This window comes from Deltaproteobacteria bacterium (assembly GCA_021737785.1).
In the GTDB taxonomy this organism is placed as follows: Bacteria; Desulfobacterota; DSM-4660; order Desulfatiglandales; family Desulfatiglandaceae; genus AUK324.
In genome coordinates this window covers 13,030-33,685 of the sequence record JAIPDI010000024.1, presented here as the reverse complement: position 1 = coordinate 33,685, position 20,656 = coordinate 13,030, and the positions used below count along the sequence as shown (strand labels likewise).

The window sequence follows — 20,656 nt, the reverse complement described above, 5'->3', positions numbered from 1 at the left end:
TGAGAAATGAAGGGGCATTGCGGCCTTATCCCTTGGCGTCCCGTCAAAAGACAAAAGAATTCCCTTTGCGCTTCTGCGGCGTTGTGTGAGACATTTTGGTGGCGGCGATGCCGATTCAGGCGAGAAGGGTGCCCCAGTCCAGAGTCTTGAATGTCCTGTGGAGGTAATGGTCATCGTGGACCGTGTGAAATGCAAGGTCGGTGAAGAGTTTTTCCGCCATACGCCGCACCTCTGACAGGGGGATGACCGTGTCCTCTGTCCCATGGTAAATGGAAACGGGCATATCCACCTTTTCTTTTTTGCCGGGGGCGGATTCGATCATGTTGATGGCCGGGGCAAGCAGGATCATCCGCATGACCCGCAACGGGTTTTCCATGGCAAAGAGCGTGGCCATCAGACCGCCGAAACTGGACCCTACGATCCGGATCTCTGTTTTTCCGGCGAGGATACGATTCAATTTTTCCATCCGCGCCGTCAAGGGGCCTTCAAAGGTGGGGAGAACCATGTCAGGATATTTTTCCCGAAAGAAGACCGCCTTGGTTCCCTGATTGCTGCTCTCCAGGCCGTGGATGAAGATGCGATTCATTACCCACACCCGATCTTCTTCTTGAGATGACTTTCATGGGCCTCGGCGATCTCCGTCTCGCTTGCCGGGCGAACGGATACCACCTTCCCCTCTACAAAGGAGGAGATTCCGGCCATCGGCTCATTAAAGTCCACCAGCACCGTATCCAGTCTGACCTCCAGGACCTTAAAGGAGACCAGGCTGCCCATCTTCATCTGGCGATAGAATTTCCCTTCCCGGAGTCGCTGTTTTACCAGACCCTGCTTGGGGATCTCCCGGATCAGGGCGGGATCGTGCTCGCCGTAGATCTCGGAGGCGGGTATGTGAAGGGAAAACGAATACCCCGCCGCTTTCCCTTCCAGGGCCGCCTCCAGGGTAGGGACCTGTTCCTCCACCCCGAAGACGAACCGGGTCTCTGTTTCGGGGCGCTCTTTGAATTTACCCGGGGCGATTTCGGTCCTCATGGTAAATCGGAGGGTTACCATTGCACCTTGTTTGATGACGTCCATTAGGTCTCCCCTGAATTGTCTCATCGGATTTCCAGGATTTCAAATTCCTGAATGCCGCGGGGGATCTTTATCTTCACCTCATCCCCCACAAATCTTCCGATCAACCCCCGGCCAAGGGGGGATTCGATGGATATCTTTCCATTTTCAGGGGCCGATTCATAATGCCCCACCAGTTGATAGCTGACCTCTACCTCTGTGTTGAGGTCATATAAGACAACGGTCCGCCCGAAAACAACGCGATCGGTGGGACCGTTCTCCACATGGATTACTTCGGCCTTGCCCAGGGCCTCTTTTAATTCGTTAATTTTCCCCTCCAAGAAGGATTGCCTTTCCTTGGCAGCATGATACTCTGCGTTCTCGCTGATATCTCCGTGGCTCCGTGCTTCCGAAATGGCCTTGATATTCATCGGTCTTTCTATGGTTTCGAGGTGCTTCAGGTCTTGTCTCAGCTTGTCGAGTCCCTTCTGGGTGATCGGCATTTTTTCCATATCCACATCCACTCCATCAGAAGATTTATCGGGTTGATTGTTGTTCGCCTGTCATTCGGTATTAAAAGCCTAATGCCAATCCAGCCTGGCGGATGCATAGGGACACGACATAGGCCACCACCAGATTGAAGATTATGGAAAATCCGGCCCACGCCCAGGACGCCTCCCTGCGAATACTGATAACAGTGGCAATGCAGGGGACATAGAGCATGGTAAAAACGATGAGCGTAAATGCCTGCAGGCGGTTCCACCCCGGGTCCTTTTTTAGGCGTTCGGAAAGGGAGCCGGTTTGCTCAGGATCCACCTCGCCCAGGGAGTAGGCGGTCCCAAGGGTGGAGACCACCACCTCTTTGGCGGCGAAGCCGCCCACCAGTGCAATATTGGTCCTGTATTCAAATCCGAGGGGCCTGGTAATGGTCTCCAGACCCTGGCCGACCCACCCGGCAATGGTCCCCTTGAGGGCGGTCTGCTGCTGCAGTTGTTTATGATACCCTATCCGGTCCCTGAAAGCCAGATATCGAGAAGCGGCGGTGACATATCTTTCGTCCCATTTCCCCGGATCCGTTTCCCCACGTTCCAGCCCGGAGGCCGCCTGCGCCACGATCGCCAGGTCCCGGTTATCGTTGGCGTCGGCAGGGGGTATTTTCCTGCTGATGCCTGCCTGCATCATTTCATTCAGGGCGGCCAGGTCTCCTTCGCCGGTTATAATTCCATCGACCTCAGGGGAGCGGAGAAAGGCCCGGGTCATCTCCTCTCGCGTTTTCTCAAATTGGGCGATCTGTCTCTCGGAGAGGCCCGGAAAGGTCATCATGGCCCACAGTACGACCGAGAATGCCAGAATAACCGTCCCCGCCTTCTTGATATATTGCCAGGTCCTCTCCCATGTATGAATTAAAAGTCCCTTAAGGGTGGGCGCCCGGTAAGGGGGGAGTTCCATGACAAACGATGTCTTCGGACCCTTCAGGATGGTGGCCCGGAGAACCTTTGCGGCAAAAAGGGCGAATAGCCATGAGAGAAGGGTCAGAAGAAACATGATGCGGGCTTTGTCGCCGGAGAAGAAGGCCCCTATGAGCAGGGCATATACCGGCAGCTTGGCCCCGCAGTTCATGAAGGGGATCACCAGGAGGGTGGCGAATCGCTCCTTGGGATCCCTCAGGACCCTGGTGGCCATGACCCCCGGGACTGCGCACCCCCCCGAGATGCCTCCGCTGACGATCAGGGCGATGACAGAATTGCCGTGAAGTCCAAACCATCGCAGGACCCTGTCCAGCATATAGGCGACCCGGGCCATATACCCGGAATCTTCCATAATGGCAATGGCAAAGAACATGAACATGATGAGGGGTACAAAGCCCAGAACCCCCCCGACCCCGCCGATGATGCCGGAGACGATCAGGGATTGGAAGACGCCCTCCGGGACCACCGTCAGGACGATTCTGGTGAGACCGTCAAAAAAGGCCTCCAGCCAGAGGATCGGCAGCTCGCTGGCCCAAAAGGTGAAGGAGTACATGCCGTAGAGGATAGCGATCATGACGAAAGGACCGATGATCCGGTTGGTCAGGACCTTGTCTATCTTGTCCGACATATTAATGCGCGATTCGATTTTTCTCTTGACTACCTTTTTGGTAATCCCCGCGATGTATCCATAGCGGTGGTCTGCAATGATGGCCTCGGGCTCCTCTTCCAAGGTGTTCATGGTATGCTTGTAAACATCCTCGCATATGGCCTCTATCTCCTGACCGAGGGGCGGGTCCTTTTTGAGGCGTTGGGTAATTTCACTATCCATTTCGAGGCACTTGAGGGCGCGCCACCAGGAAGGATACTTCCTGTCATAGACCTCGGATCGTTCAATGATGGCGGATATCTTTTCAATGGCCTGGTCGATGTCCATGCCGTAGGAGATGGGGGCGGGCTCCCACTGCGGTTTTTCATCCGCTAATGCCACAACCTTGTCCAAAAGGTCCTTGATCCCCTTATTGGACCTGGCCACCATCGGCACCACGGGCGCACCGAACTGGTCAGACAAGGCCTGGGCGTCGACGAGGATGCCCCGGGATTCCGCCATGTCCATCATGTTGAGGGCAATCAGCAGGGGAACCCCCAGCTCCTTGAACTGGACGGCCAGGTAGAGATGCCGCTCCAGGCTGGAGGCATCCACGATATCCACCACCAGGTCCGGTCGTTCATCGATCACGAAATTTCTGGCCACCAGCTCTTCCAGAGAATAGGCGGTCAATGAATAGGTTCCCGGCAGGTCCACCACCTCTATTTCACGTCCCTTGTGGAAAACGGTACCGTATTTCTTTTCCACGGTGACCCCGGGATAGTTGGCAATATGCTGCCGTGCGCCGGTGATGGCGTTAAAGACCGTGGTCTTTCCTGCATTGGGGTTCCCTGAGAGGGCGATGGTGATTTTCTTCTTCATTCATGAACCGGATACACCGGATAGACCGAAATTGCGGATTTCGGGTGATCCCTAATCCCGATCAGCCGGAATAAAAAAGGTCTCACACGGAGACTTAGAGACACAAAGATATTATTAAAAAACCATGACCGTTTACAGTGTTCAGGTTAGACAGAGGTCCGATTGCGCTGAACCGTTGCAAGATACGTTTCTTGCGATTCTCCTCAATTTCTTATCCCTTCTGTTTCCGGCACATCCACTTCTACAAAAATGCTGCTTGCTTCGTTGTTTCTGAGGGTCAGGACAAAATCCCTGAGCTTGACTGCTACGGGGTCTTTGAGGGGCGCCCGGCCCTGGATTTTGATGACTGTTTCGGGGACCAGCCCCATCTCTCTCAGTCTCCTTCCTGTATCGCCGGTCGCGGTAATCTTCTTGATAATGCCCCCCTGGTTGTTGGACATCTCCCTCATTCTAATAACCTTTTTCATGACGAATATTCATTGCTCCGATATTTCTAAAGCGGTTCTGTAATTGTCAGTCGAATTGAAGGCAGGTGAAAGCGCAAGGCGTATGGCGCAAACGGGGATCAAACCCATGAACTCAAATATCCTCAATGCGCCAAACACCCGGATACTGCCGATATTCGGCCCTGCGGCAGCGGTTTCAGACAGTCCCGGACCAACCTCGACATCTCGGGGGTCGCCACCAGCAGATGTTCATCGATTTTCTTTCCATCCAGGTACTCATTCACAAAAAACCCCTCTCCGTCCATTCGGTAGAGCTTTGCCCCTGAGGCCTCAATGATCACCCGGGTGGCGGCAAGGTCCTGAAAGGTTTCGTAAGATAACACCGCAGCGTCCGCCTGGCCGCCGGCCACATAACAGAGATGGGCGGCGGTGCAGCCGAGACTTCGGATCTTTCCCGGAAATGAGGTTTGATAGTGGTTGTGAAACCGCGAATAGGTGAGGAGAACGCTCTCATCGTTGATTTCCGAATGCCTGGAGGCGGCCATCTCATGGTCTCCTCTATAGGCTTTCTGGCCGGCCCGGGCATGAAACAGGTCGCCCGTGACGGGCATATAGAAGGCTCCGAAGACGGGCCAGGAATTCTCCAGCAGGGCCAGCGACATCCCCCAGACCGGAACGCCTCCTTGAAAATTGGCCACCCCGTCCAGGGCGTCAAAAACCCACAAGTACCTCTCCCCTTCGTGACTGTAGCCCCTATCTTCCTGATGATTGGTAAAGATCCGGTGTTCGGGAAACCGGGCCGCAAGCCGGTCCTGGAAAAAATTGGACAGCCGGAGTTCTGCCTCTGTCACCAGTTCCTCGTCGAATCTGGCATCCGGTTGCCGCTTGCCGTAATAGGAGAGGGCGACCTCTCCGGCATCCCGAATGGCCTGCACGGCAAAATCCGTCAGGTGTTCGATTGAATCCACTTTTATAGCCACTCTGTTCCTCCGTAAACCTCGTTGCTGGTTACTGGATACTGGATACGATTGCTTTCAGCTTTGAGCTCCTGAAGCACGGAGCGTAAGCATGTCCGACATCAATAACCGATAACCGATCACCTTCCCCCTTTGGGCTTTGAGCTTCGCGCTTTCAGCTCATCTTAACGCCTCACCCCAAAATGGATCTCGATACAATGGTCTTTTCCATCTCCTTCGTCCCCTCATAAATCTCGAGTATCTTGGCATCCCGGTAGAGCCGTTGAACCTTGTATTCGTCGATATATCCATAACCTCCGTGCATCTGAAGGGCCTCGTCGGCGCACCGGACCGCCATCTCGGCGGAAAACCACTTGGCCATGGCGATCAATCCGTGATCCACCTTTCCATGGTCCACGGACCAGGCCGCCTCATAATAGAGGTTCCTTGCCGCCCGGATTCTGGTGGCCATTTCAGCGAGCTTGAACTGGGTCACCTGAAACGAGGCGAGAGGCACGCCGAACTGGTGCCGCTGTTTGGTATGCCGGACCGACTCCTCCAATGCGGCCCGGGCCAGGCCGACGGCCTGGGCGCAGATGTGCAGCCGTGTCCGGTTGAAGAAGGCCATCAACTCGTAGAAGCCTTCGCCTTCGTTTCCCACGATATTGTCCAGGGGTACCCGCATGTCGTTGAACGAAAGTTCCGCGGTATCCGATGCCCGAATGCCCAGTTTGCCCCGAATCTTGGTAGACTGGTACCCGGGCGTCTCTGTGGGCACCAGAATAAAGCTGTGCCTCTGATGGCGCGAGGGATTTTCCGGATCGGTTTGACAGTAGATTAACATATATTTGGCCAGATTGCCATTGGTAGCGAACATCTTGGCGCCGTTGATGATCCATTGGTTGCCGTCTTTGACCGCGGTGGTCGTAGCGCCCGTGACGTCACATCCGGCATCGGGTTCTGTAATGGCGGTCCCCATGATGGCCTCCCCTGCCACCAATTGCGGAAGAACGAGCTGCTTCTGTGCCTCCGAACCGAACAGACCGAGGAGTTCCGCACCAAAGGTGGCGGCAAGGATGGCCTGGCCGATCCCGGGGTCCACGGCCCAGAATTCCTCAGTGATCAGGCAGTGCTCAAAGAACCCGTAATCGGCCCCGCCATAGTCCTCGCCTATAAAAACCCCTACAAATCCCAATTCACATGCCTTGCGCCAGAGATCCGTATCAAAGGTCTCATCGCGGTCGAACTCCTGGGCCCTGTCCGGGAATTCCCTGGACGCGAATTCCCTCGCCGCCCTGAGGATATCCTGCTGCTCTGTGTTTAATGTGAAATCCACCGTTAGTCCTCATGCGCCTGCGAGTTTCTCTTTCAGGGCATCGGCCACCTTGAAAAGGTCATCCGCCACCCCGTAATCCGCCACTCTGAAGATCGGGGCCTTTTGGTCCTTATTCACCGCAATGACCGTGCCTGCGCCCGTAATCCCGGCCACGTGCTGAAACGCCCCGCTGATGCCGAAGGCCAGATAGATTTTAGGCCGGACCGATTTTCCCGACGTACCCACCTGATGAAATTTGGGGAGCCAATTCTTATCCACCACGGGCCGGGAACAGGAGAGGGTGGCTCCCATCCGGTCTGCCAACTCCCGAATGGAGGCGATATTTTCCTCCTCCCCGATCCCCCTTCCGATGGAGACCAGTAGGTCTGCCTGGGTGATATCGATCTCCCCGGCCCCGGTATCCACAAACTCGATAAAGGTCCCTCGGGGTTCGGCCAGATCCACGGGCACATCCTGTTTCATGACCTCTCCCTCCAACACCGGTGTATCATCGGGGACAAGAAAGGCCCCGGGCCTTACGGTGACCAGATAGCCGGGCGATTCCTTGAAGGACACCCTGCTGAAGAGCTTTCCGCTGTATATCTGACGGATAACCGTGGGTCGGCCATCTTCCGCCTGAATATCCACACAGTCCGTGGCAAGGGGGAGCCCGGTCTTGACGGAAAGGGCAGGGGCGAGGTCCATCCCCCAGGAGGTATGACCGATCAGGGTCATGAATGGGCGATCTGCCCGGATGACCCGATTCAAAATATCCTTATACAGATCCGAATTAAAGGTTTCCAGCCGGTCGTCTTCAAAGACCACGACCCGGTCCGCCCATCTGGCCAGATCGTCCGCATAGCCCGTATCCTTTCCCGCCAGCAGGAGGGCGGTCAGTGGAAGGGAAAAAGCCCGGCAGAGCGCTCTTGCCTTGAAGAGCATCTCAAAGGTGATCTCCCGGATTTCGCCTTTCCTGTGTTCTGCAACCACGCATATCTGTCCCATTTATATGCTCACCCCCTTTTCTTTGATAATTTTGATGAGTTGTGCAGCCACCGAAGCGGCATCGCCCTCGATCATCTCGGCCCCCGTGGTCTCGGGCGGGAGAAACACCTCCTCGATCCGGGTCCTCGGGGTCAGGTCATCCTCTGAGAGGCCCAAATCGGCCACGGGGATGATTGTGAGTTCCTTTTTTCTGGCCTTTCGGATCCCCATGATGGAGACGTATCTCGGTTCGTTGATGCCGGTTTGGATGGTCAAGAGCGATGGGAGTTGTATCTTGGAGACCTCGTCCATGCCGCCTTCCAGTTCCACCCGGATGGCGGCGATATGCCCTTCCGGTTGCACATCGGTGACCACCGCCGCATGGCTCAGGGCCAGCGTTTCGGCCAGCATGATCCCGACCATGCCGCTGTTGTCGTCGTCGGCCTGGACACCGGTCAGGATCAGATCGTAGTCCATCCCCTGAATGGCCTTTGCAAGGACCTGCGAGATGACGAACCCGTCCAATTCACGCGCTCCCGGATCTATGCGGACGGCCTTGTCAGCCCCCATCGCCAGTGCCCGTCTCAGGATCTCCTCATCATCCTCGCTCCCGATGGTGATGGCGGTCACACTGCCGCCCAAGGTCTCCTGGAGCCGCACCGCCTCCTCGATGCAATAGTTGTCCCAGTCGTTGATTACGTATGCCAGGGCATCCGTCTTGATTCCCTTGCCGTCTTTGTCTATCTCCAGGTCCACCTCCTGGGTCATGGGAACCCGCTTGATGCAGACAATAATGTTCATCGGTTGCCTCCCGGTGTTAAATGAATTATGAATTATGAATCAAGAATTATGAATTTGCGAATTTAGGAATTAAGGAATGAAGGAATTATGAATTCAGGAATTAAATGCAATGTTCTCCTTCCAAATCCTTCAATCCCTAATCCCCGGCTCTCTGAATTCCGCCATCCAAGGTGGCGACCAGGAGGTTCATGAGATCAACCACCCTCATTTGCCCTTCCCACCCGTCGGTCTTGATGGCATCTTCAAAGTGTATGTAGCAGAAGGGACAGGCGGTGACAATCACATTTGCGCCGGCCTCCCTGGCCATCTCTATTCTTTTTGCGGCCATCCGCATCTCTTCCTGCTCGATTTCATGCCAGAGCATCACATCCCCTCCGCCGCAGCAGAAGCTCCTGTCCCGGGAGCGCTGCATTTCAACCAGATTGAGGCCGGGGAGGGCGCGAAGGAGTCTTCTCGGGGCGTCATAGATGCGGTTGTGACGTCCCAGGTAGCAGGGATCGTGATACGTGTATACATCCTCTGTATCCAAAGGGGTTGAGGGCTTCAGCCTTCCCTCGTCCACCAAAGAGGCAAAGAATTCCGTATAGTGCATCACGGGGAAAGCACCGGGGTAGTCGTTTTTAAGGGTGTTGAAGGCGTGGGGATCGGTGGTGACGATCCGGTTGAATCGAATCTCTTTCAGGATTTCCATGTTCTCTTCCATCAGGAGCTGAAAGAGGCCTTCTTCCCCCATGCGGCGGACCTGATGCCCCGAATCTTTTTCCGAAGGGCCGAGTATGCCGAAGTCGATCCCCCCACTATGAAATGCCCGAACCATGTCGCAGGCGATGGACTGGCCGGCCGGATCATAGGAGCCGTAGCCGTCGACAAAAAAGAGAACATCCACGGCATCGCCCTGTTTCAGCCGCCTTACAGGGATGTCCCGGCATTCCTCCACCCAGTCGGCGCGCTTTGCCGCGGGCTTTCCAAAGGGATTCCCTGTCTTTTCGATGTGCATCAGGACCTGATTGAAGGTCTTGGGGTTCTGTGAAGTCTCAATCAGGTGGCGTCTCATATCGATAATCTTATCGATGTATTCGATGAAAACCGGGCATTCGGCTTCACACGCGCCGCAGGTGGTGCATGACCAGATTTCATCGTGAGACACGATGCCCCCCACCAAGGCCGCACCATTTCCCTCTGAACGGTCCTTGTTTTTTCCTCCAAACAAGGGCACCGCATTAAAACAATGGTCCCTCAGCTTCATGGTGAGCATCTTGGGCGAGAGGGGCCTCCCGATGGTGTATGCCGGGCAGTTGTCCGAGCAGCGGCCGCATTCGGTGCAGGTATAAAAGTCAAGGATGTGTTTCCAGGTGAAATCCTCAATTTTTTCGACTCCCATGCTGTCGAGGTCGTCAATATCCTCGATATCCCACCTCGCAGGCTTGACGCCCCCGGTGGAGAGCCTCTTGAAAAACACGTTGGGGAGTGCGGTGATGATATGGAAGTGTTTCCCTAAAGGGAGGAAGTTGAGAAAAAAGAAAAAGGCCAGGATGTGGAGCCAGTAGCTCCCTGCATGGATCCCGGCGAGAAGCCGCGGATCCGACCCGCTCAGGATCAGGGCGGCCCCTTGAGACGCAGGCAGCCACCCTCCCGAAGGGGAGGGCTCCAGGAGCAGTCCTGCGCCCTCATAAAATATGTCCGTGAGCATCAGAAAACCGATGAGACCCAGGACCAGATAGGCCTCCCAGTGATGGCTCCCCTCATAGCGTTCCGGCCGCATCAGTGCCCGCCGCAGGATGGCCCAGATGCATGCGACCAGGACGATCACCTCGAAGAGGTCTTTGAGGGTATTGTAAAACAGGCCGAATCCCGTCTGCATCAGGGGGTCAAGGATGGGGATGTTCAGTCCCTGAGTCACCAGATCGATGGAACGAAGTCCAAGGACAACAAATCCCCAGAAAATCATCAGGTGAATCAGGCCCGCCCAGAGATAGCGGGGTTGTCGCTTCTGAAGAATCCCATACAGGAGGAGATGCACCAGCCTTTTTCCCATATGGGCAAACCGGGGATCCGGGGCCCCGGAACGGATCAAAACGACCCTTTTGTAGATGATATAGGTAAAGAGAGAGAGCCCTGCGATACAGATGATCCAGGCATAGACCCAGCCGGGCACTCCAAGATAGACGGCATCGGCGGGATGGTTCAGAGGCATGGTTCATGGCTCCTGTTTAGACGCTTCATTTTATGTTAACACCCCTCTGGTAAAGATTTCCGCAAATATGTCCGCCAGCCGCTCCAGGCCTATGGGTCCCTCCTTGCGGTACCATGTAATGGTGTAATGCACCATTCCAAGGAATGCAAATATGGCAATGCTGCGGGGAACCTCCTTTTTCAGGCGGATCCCTTCCAGTTCCTCGAAGACTTCCTTGAAGATCACCACATATTGTCGCTGTTTTTCCACCAGGATGCGACGGTGTTCAGGGGTCAATGAATTCTGCTCATTCACCAGAAGGATGAGACGTTCAGGGGCCCCGGCATAATATCGGGTATAGAAGTGAAGGATGTTGTACAGCTTGTCCCTAGGAAGAAGGTCTCCGGCACAGATCTCCTTCAGGGTGGTCAGGGCATTATCCACGGCATCATTCATGAGTTCGAAGAGGATGTTCTCTTTGCTCCTGAAATAATGGTAGAGGGATGACTGGTTCATGCCGAGTTCCCGGGCGATTTCGCGCATCGTCGTGGAATGATACCCCTTATATGCGAAAAGGGGCGCGACAACGCTCTGAATCTCCTTGATTTTCTCACGACTTTTGGGACCGGGCACGGGTGAACCTCCCTGATAGCCAAACAAACGTTTGATCGATATCCGCAAAATACCATTGCAGGGGACCCTTGTCAAGCCTAAAGGGCTTTTTCGGTTGAGGCGATGCCGCTTCAGGGAGGTACCGGGTTGAAGTCTCTCTCACGCGCCCTTGAATGTCCCCTGTCGTTTCTGCACAAAGGCCGCGACAGCCTCCATGAGATCCTGAGAGGGGACGATCATGCTGGATCGGGCGGCATTGTACGCCAGGGATTCTTCCAGGCCGGCCTCCTCGTCAAAGCAAAGGACCTCCTTGGCGCCCTGGACCGCCAGCGGGGGATTCCCTGCGATTTCTTGGGCCATTTCCTTCCCTTTGATATCAAGGGCTTCCTTGTCTGGGAAGACATCATTGACCAGTTGAATGGCCTGTGCGCGGCGGGCGTCGAAGCGGTGCCCCCGGAAGGCGATCTCCCGGGCATGGCCCTTTCCCACCACCCTTGGCAGACGCTGCAGTCCCCCCACATCGGTGATGAAGCCGAGCTTGGCCTCTGGAAAGGCAAACAGGGTATCCTGGGTGCAGAGCCGGATGTCGCAGCAGAGGACCAGTTCGAGTCCGGCCCCGAGACAATGGCTGTGGATCAGGGCGATGGTGGGTCTCGTCAACTGCTCCAGCCGGGTATGGATATCCTGGACCTTCCTGATCTCCTTGAAAAACCAGACCTTTTGGGCTGCATCCGGGGTCTGGCCTACCACAGAGAGGAGTTCGTTTTCCGGACTCAGATCGAGCCCTGCGCAAAACGATTTTCCCTTGCCGGTGAGGAGAATCACCCGCGCTTCCCCGTCTTTTTCCGCCGCTCCGATAGCCTTGTCCAGGGCATTCCACACCACCGGGTTCAATGCGTTCCGTTTAGCGGGCCGGTTCAGGGTAATGAATCCGATGAAGTCCTCTCGATGATAGGTAACTGGATTTTCTTCTTCGATTGCTGGCATGTGATCCTCCTGATTTCGGGTTCTGGTTTCCAAAATGCTGGATTCCGGATACTTCGCGGCCCGATTATACCCAAGACATGGTTCGATGTCACACAAAGAGTACAGATGTGGCGGTATTCAGTTTTCCAGAGAGGGATTCAAGTCTTGGTGAGGCGTAAGGGTCGCGGCATAAAGCTGCCCTCATGGGGATTTCATTGGATATTTGAAACCGGGATTCCCAATTTTGATTTTGCTTTTTTGCGGATTTTGAAGTAGCATACAAAATTTCGCACCAGCAGGTGAGTCCTTGAATTGTCTATGATTGCATAAGGGAGTATTGAGCCATGCAGGAATTCAGGAGAATGAGCCGTCTGCCCCCGTATGTCTTTGCAACGGTCAACAAGATCAAGATGGAGGCCAGACACCGGGGAGAGGATATCGTGGACCTGGGCATGGGAAATCCGGATATCCCGACGCCCAAGCATATCGTCGACAAACTGGTGGAGGCCGCAGAAAAAGGGCATAACCACCGGTATTCCGCCTCCATGGGCATCACCAAACTGAGGCATGCCATCTGCGACTGGTACAAACGCCGCTATGATGTGGATCTGGACCCGGATGAAGAGGCGATTGTTACTATCGGGGCCAAAGAAGGGCTTTCCCATCTGGTGCTGGCCACCATCAGCCCCGGGGACGTGGTCTTTGCGCCCAATCCGACCTATCCGATACATCCCTATTCGGTCATCATCGCCGGGGGGGATTTGAGGAGCATACCCATTGGGCCGGACAGGGATTTCTTCGAGGACCTCCTCGTGGCCGTGAAGCAGACATGGCCTGCCCCCAAGATGCTGATCATCTCCTACCCCCACAACCCGACGACCGCGGTGGTGGATCGCGCCTTTTTTGAGAAGATCGTGGATTTCTGCCGGGAACACGACATGGTGGTGATACACGACTTTGCCTATGCAGACCTGGTCTTTGACGGGTATGAGCCCCCCAGCTTTCTCCAGATCCCGGGTGCCAAGGAGATCGGCGTGGAATTTTTCAGCCTTTCCAAGAGCTATTCCATGCCCGGATGGCGGGTGGGCTTCTGCGTGGGCAACCCCGCGCTGGTAGGAGCGCTTCGGCGGATCAAGAGTTATCTCGATTACGGCGTGTTCCAGCCGATCCAGATCGCCGCCATTATCGCCCTGAACGGACCCTATGACTGCGTCCGTGAGATCGTGGAGGTCTACAGGGAACGGCGCGACGTGCTTGTGGACGGCCTGGACCGCGTGGGCTGGCATATCGAGAAACCCAAAGGGACCATGTTCGTGTGGGGAAAGATCCCTGATACATATGCCCATATGGGTTCGGTGGAATTCTCCAAGATGCTCATCAAAGAGGCCAAGGTGGCAGTCTCTCCCGGCATCGGCTTCGGGCAATACGGGGACGATCATGTCCGGTTCGCCCTGGTTGAAAATCCCCACCGCACGCGTCAGGCCATCAAGGGGATTAAAGCGGTGCTGTAGGGGTTGAAGAATTGAGGGATTGAGGAATTGAAGAATTGAGGATTGAGGAATTGAGGAATGCTGGAATGCTGGAATTGAGGAATGCTGGAATGAGGAATTGGGAAACGTGGGAAACAGGCTATCGGCGGCAATTCCTGAACCTGACGCCTTGCGCCTTGCGTCTGACGCCTTGCGCCTAAAATAAACCGAGGAAAATTTTGATGTCGACAATAAACATAGGGATAATCGGATTTGGGACCGTAGGGGCCGGGGTGGTTGAGGTCCTGTACACCAATCGGGAGATTATCGCCAGCCGGGTCGGGACGGAGGTGGTGGTCAAAAGAATCGCGGACCTGGATATCACGTCTGATCGGGGGATTGCCCTGCAACCTGACAGGTCCCTCTTCACCCTTGACGCCATGGAGGTGATTCGTGATCCGGAAATCGACGTGGTGGTCGAGCTGATCGGCGGGATAGAAACCGCCAGGAATTTGATCCTCGAGGCCATGAAGACCGGAAAGCATGTGGTAACCGCCAACAAGGCGCTTCTGGCGGAATGCGGGCCTGAGATATACCGGGCCGCGGAAGCGCAGGGGGTGGGTCTGGGCTTTGAAGCCAGTGTGGGGGGCGGCATCCCTATTGTCGGTGCCTTGAAAACCGGACTTTCCGCAAACCGCATCCAGACCTGTATCGGCATCCTGAACGGGACATCCAACTATATCTTGACCAAAATGACGCAGGAGGGGCTTCCCTTTGACAAGGCGGTGGCTGAGGCGGTCCGGCTGGGTTTTGCAGAAGACCCGCCGACCCTGGATGTGGATGGCGCCGATGCGGCCCATAAACTGGCCATCATCATCTCCCTCGCGTTCGGTGCCCCGGTCTCGTTCAAGGATATCTACCGGGAGGGGATCGTGGCCGTGACCCCCGACGATATACGATTCGCGGACGAATTCGGGTACGGCATCAAGCTGCTGGCCATTGCCAAGGACCTGGGAGACCGGATCGAGGCACGTGTGCACGCGACCATGATCCCCAAGGATCATATCCTGGCCAATGTCAACGAGGCATTCAATGCCATCTACCTTGAAGGCGATTTTGTGGGGCCTAATCTCTACTATGGTCTGGGGGCAGGGAGGAGACCCACAGGGAGCGCAGTGGTTTCGGACATCATCGCCCTGGCACGGGAGATCCGTTGCGGAAACAGTGTCCGCGTGCCTCCCCTGGCCCATGTTCACGCACCTGTGAGAGATATCGTCATCCAGCCCATCCAACACCTGGTGACGCCTTATTATTTCAGGGTATCGGCCCTGGACAGACCCGGGGTCCTGTCGCGGATTGCCGGGATTCTGGCGGATCACCGGATCAGCATATCGTCTGTGATCCAGAAGGGGCGGGGACGCAAAGGCCCGGTAGCGATTGTCATGCTTACCCATGAGGCCCGGGAAAGCGCCGTGCAGAAGGCTATTTCGTTAATCGATGATTTGGACGTGGTGGCGGAGAAAACCGTGGTGATCCGCGTGGAAGGAAGCCAGCCATGACCCGCTGGCAGAAGACCGGCCCGAAATATGTTCTTTTGGTCGGAGACGGGATGGCCGACTATCCCCTCGCCGATCTGGATGGAAGAACGGCCCTCGAGGCCGCTCATACCCCCAATATGGATCGTATCGCGGCGTGCCGGGTAGGGCTCGTCAAGACCATCCCCACGGGATTATCCCCTGGGAGCGATGTGGCAAACCTCTCTCTCCTGGGGTATGATCCGACCCTGTGTGTTACCGGCCGGGCCCCTTTTGAAGCGGCCAGCATGGGGATCCCGTTAGGGGAGCGCGATGTCGCCTTCCGGATGAACCTGGTGACCCTCGACCACCGCTCTGAAAGGGAGATCGTGATGGTCAGCCACAGCTCAGGGGACATTCCCACGCCGGAGGGGAGGGCGATTGTGGAGACACTCCGAAGGGATCTTGTGCTTCCGGAGACAACCATTCATCCCGGCGTCGCCTACCGGCATCTTCTGGTCTGGGAGAACGGACCCCTTGCCGCAGAGACCATCCCGCCCCATGACGTCCTGGATCAGAACATGGCCTCCTATCTCGACCCTGAACGCAAGGACCCGGTGGTCGCGGTCATTCGACGATCATGGGACATTCTGAAGCAACATCCCGTTAATCTGGTGCGGAGGGGACGGGGTTTGAAAGAGGCCAATTCCATCTGGCTCTGGGGTCAGGGAAAGGCGCTCCGCATCCCCCGGTTCAGGGACAAATACGGTCTCGAAGGGGGCGTGATTTCGGCAGTGGACCTGCTGCGGGGGATCGGGGTCTATGCGGGGCTCACACCGATATCCGTGGAGGGGGCGACCGGCTATCTGGACACCAATTATGCGGGTAAGGCCCGGGAAGCGGTAACGGCCCTGCGTGATCTTGACTTCATGTTCGTCCATGTGGAGGCCCCTGACGAGGCCAGCCACAACGGCAATATCCGCGAAAAGCTCCAGGCCATCGAGGCCTTTGACCAAAAGGTGGTGGGGCCTGTGCTGAGCGGTCTGGAAGAGTTTCCGGATTACCGGGTGATGGTCGCCAGCGATCACTTCACCCCGATCTCCATCAAGACCCACGCGAGCGACCCTGCCCCCTTTGCATGGGCCGCCAAAGGAGAACTGGCCTCAGGGAAAAGGGGGGCGGCGTTTACAGAGGCGTCTGCAAAGGCGTCGGGACTCTATTTTGAAAAGGGATGCGACCTGATGCCCTCCTTTCTGGGGCGGGCATGATATGCGTGCGAATCCCTTGACAACGGCGATGATTTTGAAATAGTTTTTAAATTAAAAATTCGGAAAAGGAGATGCGAGGATGAAAATTCTGTTTTTCGGCCCGAACGGAAGCGGCAAGGGGACCCAGGGAGCTATTTTAAAGGACAAGTACGGCATTCCGCACATCGAGACAGGGGTTATTTTCAGGGACAACATCTCACGGGGTACCGAGCTGGGCAAGGAAGCCAAGGGATATATCGACAGGGGAGAGCTGGTCCCTGACAGCATCACCATCCCGATGATTCTCGACCGTCTCAAGGGAGATGACTGCAAGAACGGTTGGCTTTTAGACGGCTTTCCCAGGAATCTAACGCAGGCCCAGGAATTGGATAAGGCCCTCAAAAAAGAAGGGATTGCCCTGGATGTGGTCATCGACATGGTCCTCCCCCGCGAAGTCGCCAAGGGCCGGATAATGGGCAGGCGCCTCTGCGTTAATGACAATAACCATCCCAATAACGTCAATATCGAGGCCATAAAGCCCGATGGTGATAAATGCAGGATCTGCGGCGGGGATCTCAAGACGCGGTCGGACGACCAGGACGAGGCGGCCATTGATCAACGTCACAACATCTATTACGACACCGAGACCGGCACCATGGCCGGGTTGAATTATTTCAAGGAGCTCTCCGCAAACAACAACGGCATTCCCAGGATTATCGAACTAGATGGGAGACCCGGCGTTAAGGAGGTCTCCCAAGAGTTGTTGTCCAAACTTGGAGCATAACGCCTGAGACAAAGGGCCGGCCCCTGACCGACAGGGATGGGGCCGCTCTTGTCCTGTCAGCAACACCCGCTGGAGGTCACCCATGAAGACAAAGATAGGCGTGTTATCGGCAGGCGGCGACTGTGCCGGGATCAACAGTGCCATTCATTGGCTCGTTTATTCGGCTTTTGACAAGGATCTGGTCCCCTTGCGGGGGACCATGTTCAAGGTGTTGGGTATTCTGGACGGTTGGAGGGGCCTGATAGAGGTCAAGCCGGACAAAAAGGCCAGCCTCGGTCAGTGGACCATGGATCTTACCATGGATATCGTCCGTACCTGGGACAGGTATGGGGGTACCCGTCTCGGGACCAGCCGCATCAACCCTTTCGCCCCTGACGACGATAAGTCGGAACTCATTCTGGAAAACTGCAGCAAATTGGGTTTGGATGCCCTGGTGGTGATCGGAGGGCCAAACAGCCTTTCGGTGGCCTACAAGCTTTATAAAAAGGGCCTCAAGGTGATCGGGATTCCCAAGACCATCGACAGGGATCTGGCTGCTACAGAGTACACCCTCGGCTTTGATTCGGCCCTCAACACCATTACCCAGGACATTGACCGGCTGCGGATAACCGCCGGATCTCACAGCCGGATATTTGTAGTGGAATGCATGGGCAGACATGCGGGATGGCTGGCCCTGGAAGGAGGCGAGGCAACGGGCGCCGCCATTATTCTCATCCCTGAACACGATTTTGTCATGGAGCGGGTGATCGAACTTCTGGCCATGAGACGAAAGGCCGGCGAACGCTACAGCATCGTTCTGGTCTCCGAGGGGGCCAAACCGAGGGGGATGGAGCCGATTCTGGAAAGGCGGGGAAGGGATGGGTTCGGGCACTTTTACTTGGGCGGCGTCGGCGGGTTTATCGCAGAAGAGATACAGAAAAGCGAGATGGAGGTAAGATATGTGGCCCTCAGGCACCTCCAGCGGGGGGGCGTTCCCACTGCCTATGATCGGCGTATGGGCCGGAAATTCGGGGTCGCAGCGGTGGATATGATTGTGGGCGAGGACTTCGGCCGCATGGTCAGCATCAAGCAGGGCCAGGTGACCTCGGTGCCCCTCAAGAAGGCCCTGGACAAGCTCCACCTGGTGGATGTTGAAAAGTATTATAATACCAAAAATTACAAGACATTGAATCAGATTGTGTGACATACTGGATGCTGGATGCTGGATGCTGGATGATGCTGGTTGACCTGTAGCGGCGGGATTGACTGGTCAAACCCTGACCTGAGTTATTTGCTTAATTGACAGAATCCCTCAACTTTAGGCACTTTAGTTCACTTTAGTCATTTTAGGCACTTTCCTTTATTGAAATATCTTGCCCGGGTTGAGGATCCCTTTTGGATCGAAGGCCTCCTTGATGCGCCTCATGAGTCGGATGCCTCCTTCCGGAATCTCCATCCCCAGATAGGGGGCCTTTGTGATCCCTATGCCGTGCTCTCCGGTAATGGTCCCTCCCATGCGGATCACCTGACCGAACAGTTCTTTCACCACGATCCCGGCGGTTTTCACCTGGCCGGAGACGTCCCTATCCAGCATGATGTTGACATGAATATTGCCGTCGCCCGCATGGCCGAAGGCCGCGATGGGGAGGCCGTGCCTGGCGGTCAGGTCCTCCAGAAAGGCCCCTAACTCAGGCATCCGGCTTCTGGGAACAACAATATCTTCGCTGATCTTGTGGGGTTTCAGCCGGAAGAGGGCGGGGGATACGTTTCGCCGGGCCTCCCACAGCCTGTCCGCGGCTTCGGTTCCCGCGGCCGCCTCGAAGCGGATGGCCCCGCCCATACGGCACAGCTCCTCGATGATCTCCGCATCTCGTGTCACCCGCATCTCATCCCCATCCACCTCCATCAAGAGCATGGCTCCGGCCCCTTCGGGCATGTCGAGATCCGTCTCCTGTCTCACACAGTCGATGCAGATGCTGTCCAGAAACTCCAGGATGGCCGGGATGATCCGGTTCCGGATAATAGTAGAGACCGTTCGAACCGCGGCAGAGACATCCGGGAAGAAGGCGATCATGGTCTTTTTGCCCGCCGGCTTGGGGATGAGCCGGAGGGTGACGGCGGTGATGACTGCCAGGGTGCCTTCAGAACCGGTAATGAGACGGGTCAGGTCGTAGCCCGCCACCCCTTTCATGGTCTGGACGCCGGTATGGATGATCTCGCCGGTGGGAAGCGCCACCTCCAGGCCCAGGACATAGTCCCGGGTGACCCCGTATTTGACCGCCCGCAATCCGCCCGCGCATTCCGCCACATTGCCTCCGATGGTGGAGATCTTGAGGCTGGCCGGATCCGGAGGATAGAAGAGCCCCACCTTTTCAACTGCTGTCTGGAGATGGGCCGTAATGACCCCTGGCTCCACCCGCGCGACGAGATTGTCCTGATCAATGGCCAGGATGCGATCGAACCGTCCCATGGCCATGACGAGGCCGCCTTTCACCGGGACAGCGCCGCCGGTCATGCCGCTGCCTGCCCCCCTCGGGATCACCGGAAATCCGGATTCAGCCGCTACGGTCAAGATTCGGGAGATCTGCCGGCTGTTTCCGGGAAAGACCACTACATCAGGGGCGGACGCCAGCCTGGAGGCATCGGCCCCGTATTCGGCCAGGATTTCCCCGGCGGTCTTCACGTGAGCCGGGCCGACAATCTCTGCCAGCTCTTTGAGAATATCTGCGGGTATCATGGGGTGACCGGGAGGCGCGTCTTAAGGGCGTGTTCGATGGTCATCCGATCCATATATTTGAGATCCCCTCCCATGGGAATGCCCAAAGCGATCCGGGTAATGCTGATGTGGGGATATCTTTGGGACAAAAGAGCGGCCAAAAAGGATGCCGTGGCCTGGCCCGCTGTGGTGGGGTTGGTGGCCAAGATGATCTCCTCGATGCCTTCGGGTTCGAGTCTGCGCAGGAGATGGCCGATCTTCAGGTCTTCCGGGCCGACCCCGTCCAGAGGGGAGAGGACCCCGTTGAGCACATGGTATCTGCCCTTGAAGCTCCCCGAGGCCTCCAGGGCGAGCTGGTCTCCCGGTCCTTCCACCACGCAGATCGATCCGGTGGCGCGACGTTCGTCTCTGCAGAGGGCACAGGGATCGTCATCTGTCAGATTGTGGCAGGTGGAACAGAAGCGGATCTTTTCCTTGACCTCCAGAAGGCTTGCGGCCAGCCCTTGGGCCAGGTCCCGGTTGCTTCTCAGCACATGGAGCGCCACCCGTGTCGCCGACTTCTGGCCGATGCCGGGGAGCCTGGACAGCTGTTCGATCAGTTTTTCCAGTGATGGCGGATAGATGCCCATGAGAATAATTGAGAAATCCTCAATTGAGGGATCGACGAATTGGATGTAACAGCCGTTTCTCCCTACAATCCCAAATTC

The 20,656-nt window shown here is 56.2% G+C and carries 19 protein-coding genes; 5 read left to right on the top strand and 14 right to left on the bottom strand.

Translation table 11 applies throughout. The annotated features are described in order from the left end of the window. Positions 1 to 115 precede the first annotated feature (115 nt). From K9N21_12995 to K9N21_12940, 12 genes are all read right to left on the bottom strand, one after another. Positions 116 to 586 (bottom strand): dienelactone hydrolase family protein, encoded by a 471-nt coding sequence (locus tag K9N21_12995; GenBank protein MCF8144825.1) that lies wholly within the window; start codon positions 584 to 586, stop codon positions 116 to 118. After that, positions 586 to 1,074, bottom strand: a complete 489-nt coding sequence (locus K9N21_12990; protein MCF8144824.1) for an FKBP-type peptidyl-prolyl cis-trans isomerase — start codon at positions 1,072 to 1,074, stop codon at positions 586 to 588. Before K9N21_12990 ends, K9N21_12995 begins: the two co-directional genes overlap by 1 nt. A gap of 20 nt (positions 1,075 to 1,094) precedes the next feature. Then, positions 1,095 to 1,562 carry a transcription elongation factor GreA gene (gene greA / locus K9N21_12985; GenBank protein ID MCF8144823.1) on the bottom strand — a complete coding sequence of 156 codons (468 nt, stop codon included), beginning with the start codon at positions 1,560 to 1,562 and terminating at the stop codon, positions 1,095 to 1,097. 61 nt (positions 1,563 to 1,623) lie between these two features. Next, entirely contained in the window at positions 1,624 to 3,987 is a 2,364-nt protein-coding gene (gene feoB / locus K9N21_12980; GenBank protein MCF8144822.1) for a ferrous iron transport protein B, read from the bottom strand. A 203-nt stretch (positions 3,988 to 4,190) separates the two neighbouring features. Continuing rightward, complete coding sequence (locus K9N21_12975; GenBank protein MCF8144821.1) at positions 4,191 to 4,454, bottom strand: ferrous iron transport protein A; 264 nt, start codon at positions 4,452 to 4,454, stop codon at positions 4,191 to 4,193. 122 nt (positions 4,455 to 4,576) lie between these two features. After that, a complete protein-coding gene (locus tag K9N21_12970) occupies positions 4,577 to 5,413 on the bottom strand; it encodes an inositol monophosphatase (GenBank protein ID MCF8144820.1) in 837 nt (278 codons plus the stop codon). Between the two features lie 169 nt (positions 5,414 to 5,582). Beyond that, on the bottom strand, positions 5,583 to 6,725 hold the full coding sequence (locus K9N21_12965; GenBank protein MCF8144819.1) for an acyl-CoA/acyl-ACP dehydrogenase: 1,143 nt from the start codon (positions 6,723 to 6,725) through the stop codon (positions 5,583 to 5,585). 9 nt (positions 6,726 to 6,734) lie between these two features. Next, the gene (locus K9N21_12960) at positions 6,735 to 7,709 is read right to left on the bottom strand and encodes an electron transfer flavoprotein subunit alpha/FixB family protein (protein MCF8144818.1); all 975 of its coding nucleotides are present in this window, start codon (positions 7,707 to 7,709) and stop codon (positions 6,735 to 6,737) included. Beyond that, entirely contained in the window at positions 7,710 to 8,489 is a 780-nt protein-coding gene (locus K9N21_12955) for an electron transfer flavoprotein subunit beta/FixA family protein (GenBank protein MCF8144817.1), read from the bottom strand. Between the two features lie 136 nt (positions 8,490 to 8,625). Further along, on the bottom strand, positions 8,626 to 10,683 hold the full coding sequence (locus tag K9N21_12950; protein MCF8144816.1) for a (Fe-S)-binding protein: 2,058 nt from the start codon (positions 10,681 to 10,683) through the stop codon (positions 8,626 to 8,628). A 30-nt stretch (positions 10,684 to 10,713) separates the two neighbouring features. Then, entirely contained in the window at positions 10,714 to 11,295 is a 582-nt protein-coding gene (locus K9N21_12945) for a TetR/AcrR family transcriptional regulator (GenBank protein MCF8144815.1), read from the bottom strand. Between the two features lie 138 nt (positions 11,296 to 11,433). After that, complete coding sequence (locus K9N21_12940) at positions 11,434 to 12,261, bottom strand: enoyl-CoA hydratase/isomerase family protein (GenBank protein ID MCF8144814.1); 828 nt, start codon at positions 12,259 to 12,261, stop codon at positions 11,434 to 11,436. A gap of 323 nt (positions 12,262 to 12,584) precedes the next feature. Here K9N21_12940 and K9N21_12935 point away from each other — a divergent pair, with 323 nt between their 5' ends. The 5 genes from K9N21_12935 to K9N21_12915 all read left to right on the top strand — a co-directional run bounded on the left by K9N21_12935 (position 12,585) and on the right by K9N21_12915 (position 18,437). Continuing rightward, positions 12,585 to 13,751 carry an aminotransferase class I/II-fold pyridoxal phosphate-dependent enzyme gene (locus K9N21_12935; GenBank protein ID MCF8144813.1) on the top strand — a complete coding sequence of 389 codons (1,167 nt, stop codon included), beginning with the start codon at positions 12,585 to 12,587 and terminating at the stop codon, positions 13,749 to 13,751. A gap of 200 nt (positions 13,752 to 13,951) precedes the next feature. After that, the gene (locus K9N21_12930) at positions 13,952 to 15,268 is read left to right on the top strand and encodes a homoserine dehydrogenase (GenBank protein ID MCF8144812.1); all 1,317 of its coding nucleotides are present in this window, start codon (positions 13,952 to 13,954) and stop codon (positions 15,266 to 15,268) included. Further along, positions 15,265 to 16,491 (top strand): cofactor-independent phosphoglycerate mutase, encoded by a 1,227-nt coding sequence (locus K9N21_12925; protein MCF8144811.1) that lies wholly within the window; start codon positions 15,265 to 15,267, stop codon positions 16,489 to 16,491. Before K9N21_12930 ends, K9N21_12925 begins: the two co-directional genes overlap by 4 nt. 79 nt (positions 16,492 to 16,570) lie before the next feature. Next, on the top strand, positions 16,571 to 17,254 hold the full coding sequence (locus tag K9N21_12920; protein ID MCF8144810.1) for an adenylate kinase: 684 nt from the start codon (positions 16,571 to 16,573) through the stop codon (positions 17,252 to 17,254). Positions 17,255 to 17,336: 82 nt separating this feature from the next. Then, positions 17,337 to 18,437 (top strand): ATP-dependent 6-phosphofructokinase, encoded by a 1,101-nt coding sequence (locus tag K9N21_12915; GenBank protein MCF8144809.1) that lies wholly within the window; start codon positions 17,337 to 17,339, stop codon positions 18,435 to 18,437. A gap of 156 nt (positions 18,438 to 18,593) precedes the next feature. Here the strand turns inward: K9N21_12915 and K9N21_12910 are convergent, their stop codons facing one another. Both K9N21_12910 and recR read right to left on the bottom strand, forming a co-directional pair. Beyond that, positions 18,594 to 19,970, bottom strand: coding sequence for an FAD-binding protein (locus K9N21_12910; protein ID MCF8144808.1), 1,377 nt, complete (start codon positions 19,968 to 19,970; stop codon positions 18,594 to 18,596). Beyond that, positions 19,967 to 20,578, bottom strand: coding sequence for a recombination mediator RecR (gene recR, locus K9N21_12905; GenBank protein MCF8144807.1), 612 nt, complete (start codon positions 20,576 to 20,578; stop codon positions 19,967 to 19,969). The genes K9N21_12910 and recR overlap by 4 nt, the downstream gene beginning before the upstream one ends. Positions 20,579 to 20,656 lie beyond the last annotated feature (78 nt).

Bases quoted from the DNA above. Each gene is read 5' to 3' on its own strand.
- K9N21_12940 (MCF8144814.1), bottom strand. From the start codon at position 12,261: ATGCCAGCAATCGAAGAAGAAAATCCAGTTACCTATCATCGAGAGGAC.
- recR (MCF8144807.1), bottom strand. From the start codon at position 20,578: ATGGGCATCTATCCGCCATCACTGGAAAAACTGATCGAACAGCTGTCC.
- feoB (MCF8144822.1), bottom strand. From the start codon at position 3,987: ATGAAGAAGAAAATCACCATCGCCCTCTCAGGGAACCCCAATGCAGGA.
- K9N21_12935 (MCF8144813.1), top strand. From the start codon at position 12,585: ATGCAGGAATTCAGGAGAATGAGCCGTCTGCCCCCGTATGTCTTTGCA.
- K9N21_12975 (MCF8144821.1), bottom strand. From the start codon at position 4,454: ATGAAAAAGGTTATTAGAATGAGGGAGATGTCCAACAACCAGGGGGGC.
- K9N21_12925 (MCF8144811.1), top strand. From the start codon at position 15,265: ATGACCCGCTGGCAGAAGACCGGCCCGAAATATGTTCTTTTGGTCGGA.
- K9N21_12955 (MCF8144817.1), bottom strand. From the start codon at position 8,489: ATGAACATTATTGTCTGCATCAAGCGGGTTCCCATGACCCAGGAGGTG.
- K9N21_12995 (MCF8144825.1), bottom strand. From the start codon at position 586: ATGAATCGCATCTTCATCCACGGCCTGGAGAGCAGCAATCAGGGAACC.
- greA (MCF8144823.1), bottom strand. From the start codon at position 1,562: ATGGAAAAAATGCCGATCACCCAGAAGGGACTCGACAAGCTGAGACAA.
- K9N21_12960 (MCF8144818.1), bottom strand. From the start codon at position 7,709: ATGGGACAGATATGCGTGGTTGCAGAACACAGGAAAGGCGAAATCCGG.
- K9N21_12915 (MCF8144809.1), top strand. From the start codon at position 17,337: ATGAAGACAAAGATAGGCGTGTTATCGGCAGGCGGCGACTGTGCCGGG.
- K9N21_12910 (MCF8144808.1), bottom strand. From the start codon at position 19,970: ATGATACCCGCAGATATTCTCAAAGAGCTGGCAGAGATTGTCGGCCCG.
- K9N21_12930 (MCF8144812.1), top strand. From the start codon at position 13,952: ATGTCGACAATAAACATAGGGATAATCGGATTTGGGACCGTAGGGGCC.
- K9N21_12920 (MCF8144810.1), top strand. From the start codon at position 16,571: ATGAAAATTCTGTTTTTCGGCCCGAACGGAAGCGGCAAGGGGACCCAG.
- K9N21_12990 (MCF8144824.1), bottom strand. From the start codon at position 1,074: ATGGACGTCATCAAACAAGGTGCAATGGTAACCCTCCGATTTACCATG.
- K9N21_12950 (MCF8144816.1), bottom strand. From the start codon at position 10,683: ATGCCTCTGAACCATCCCGCCGATGCCGTCTATCTTGGAGTGCCCGGC.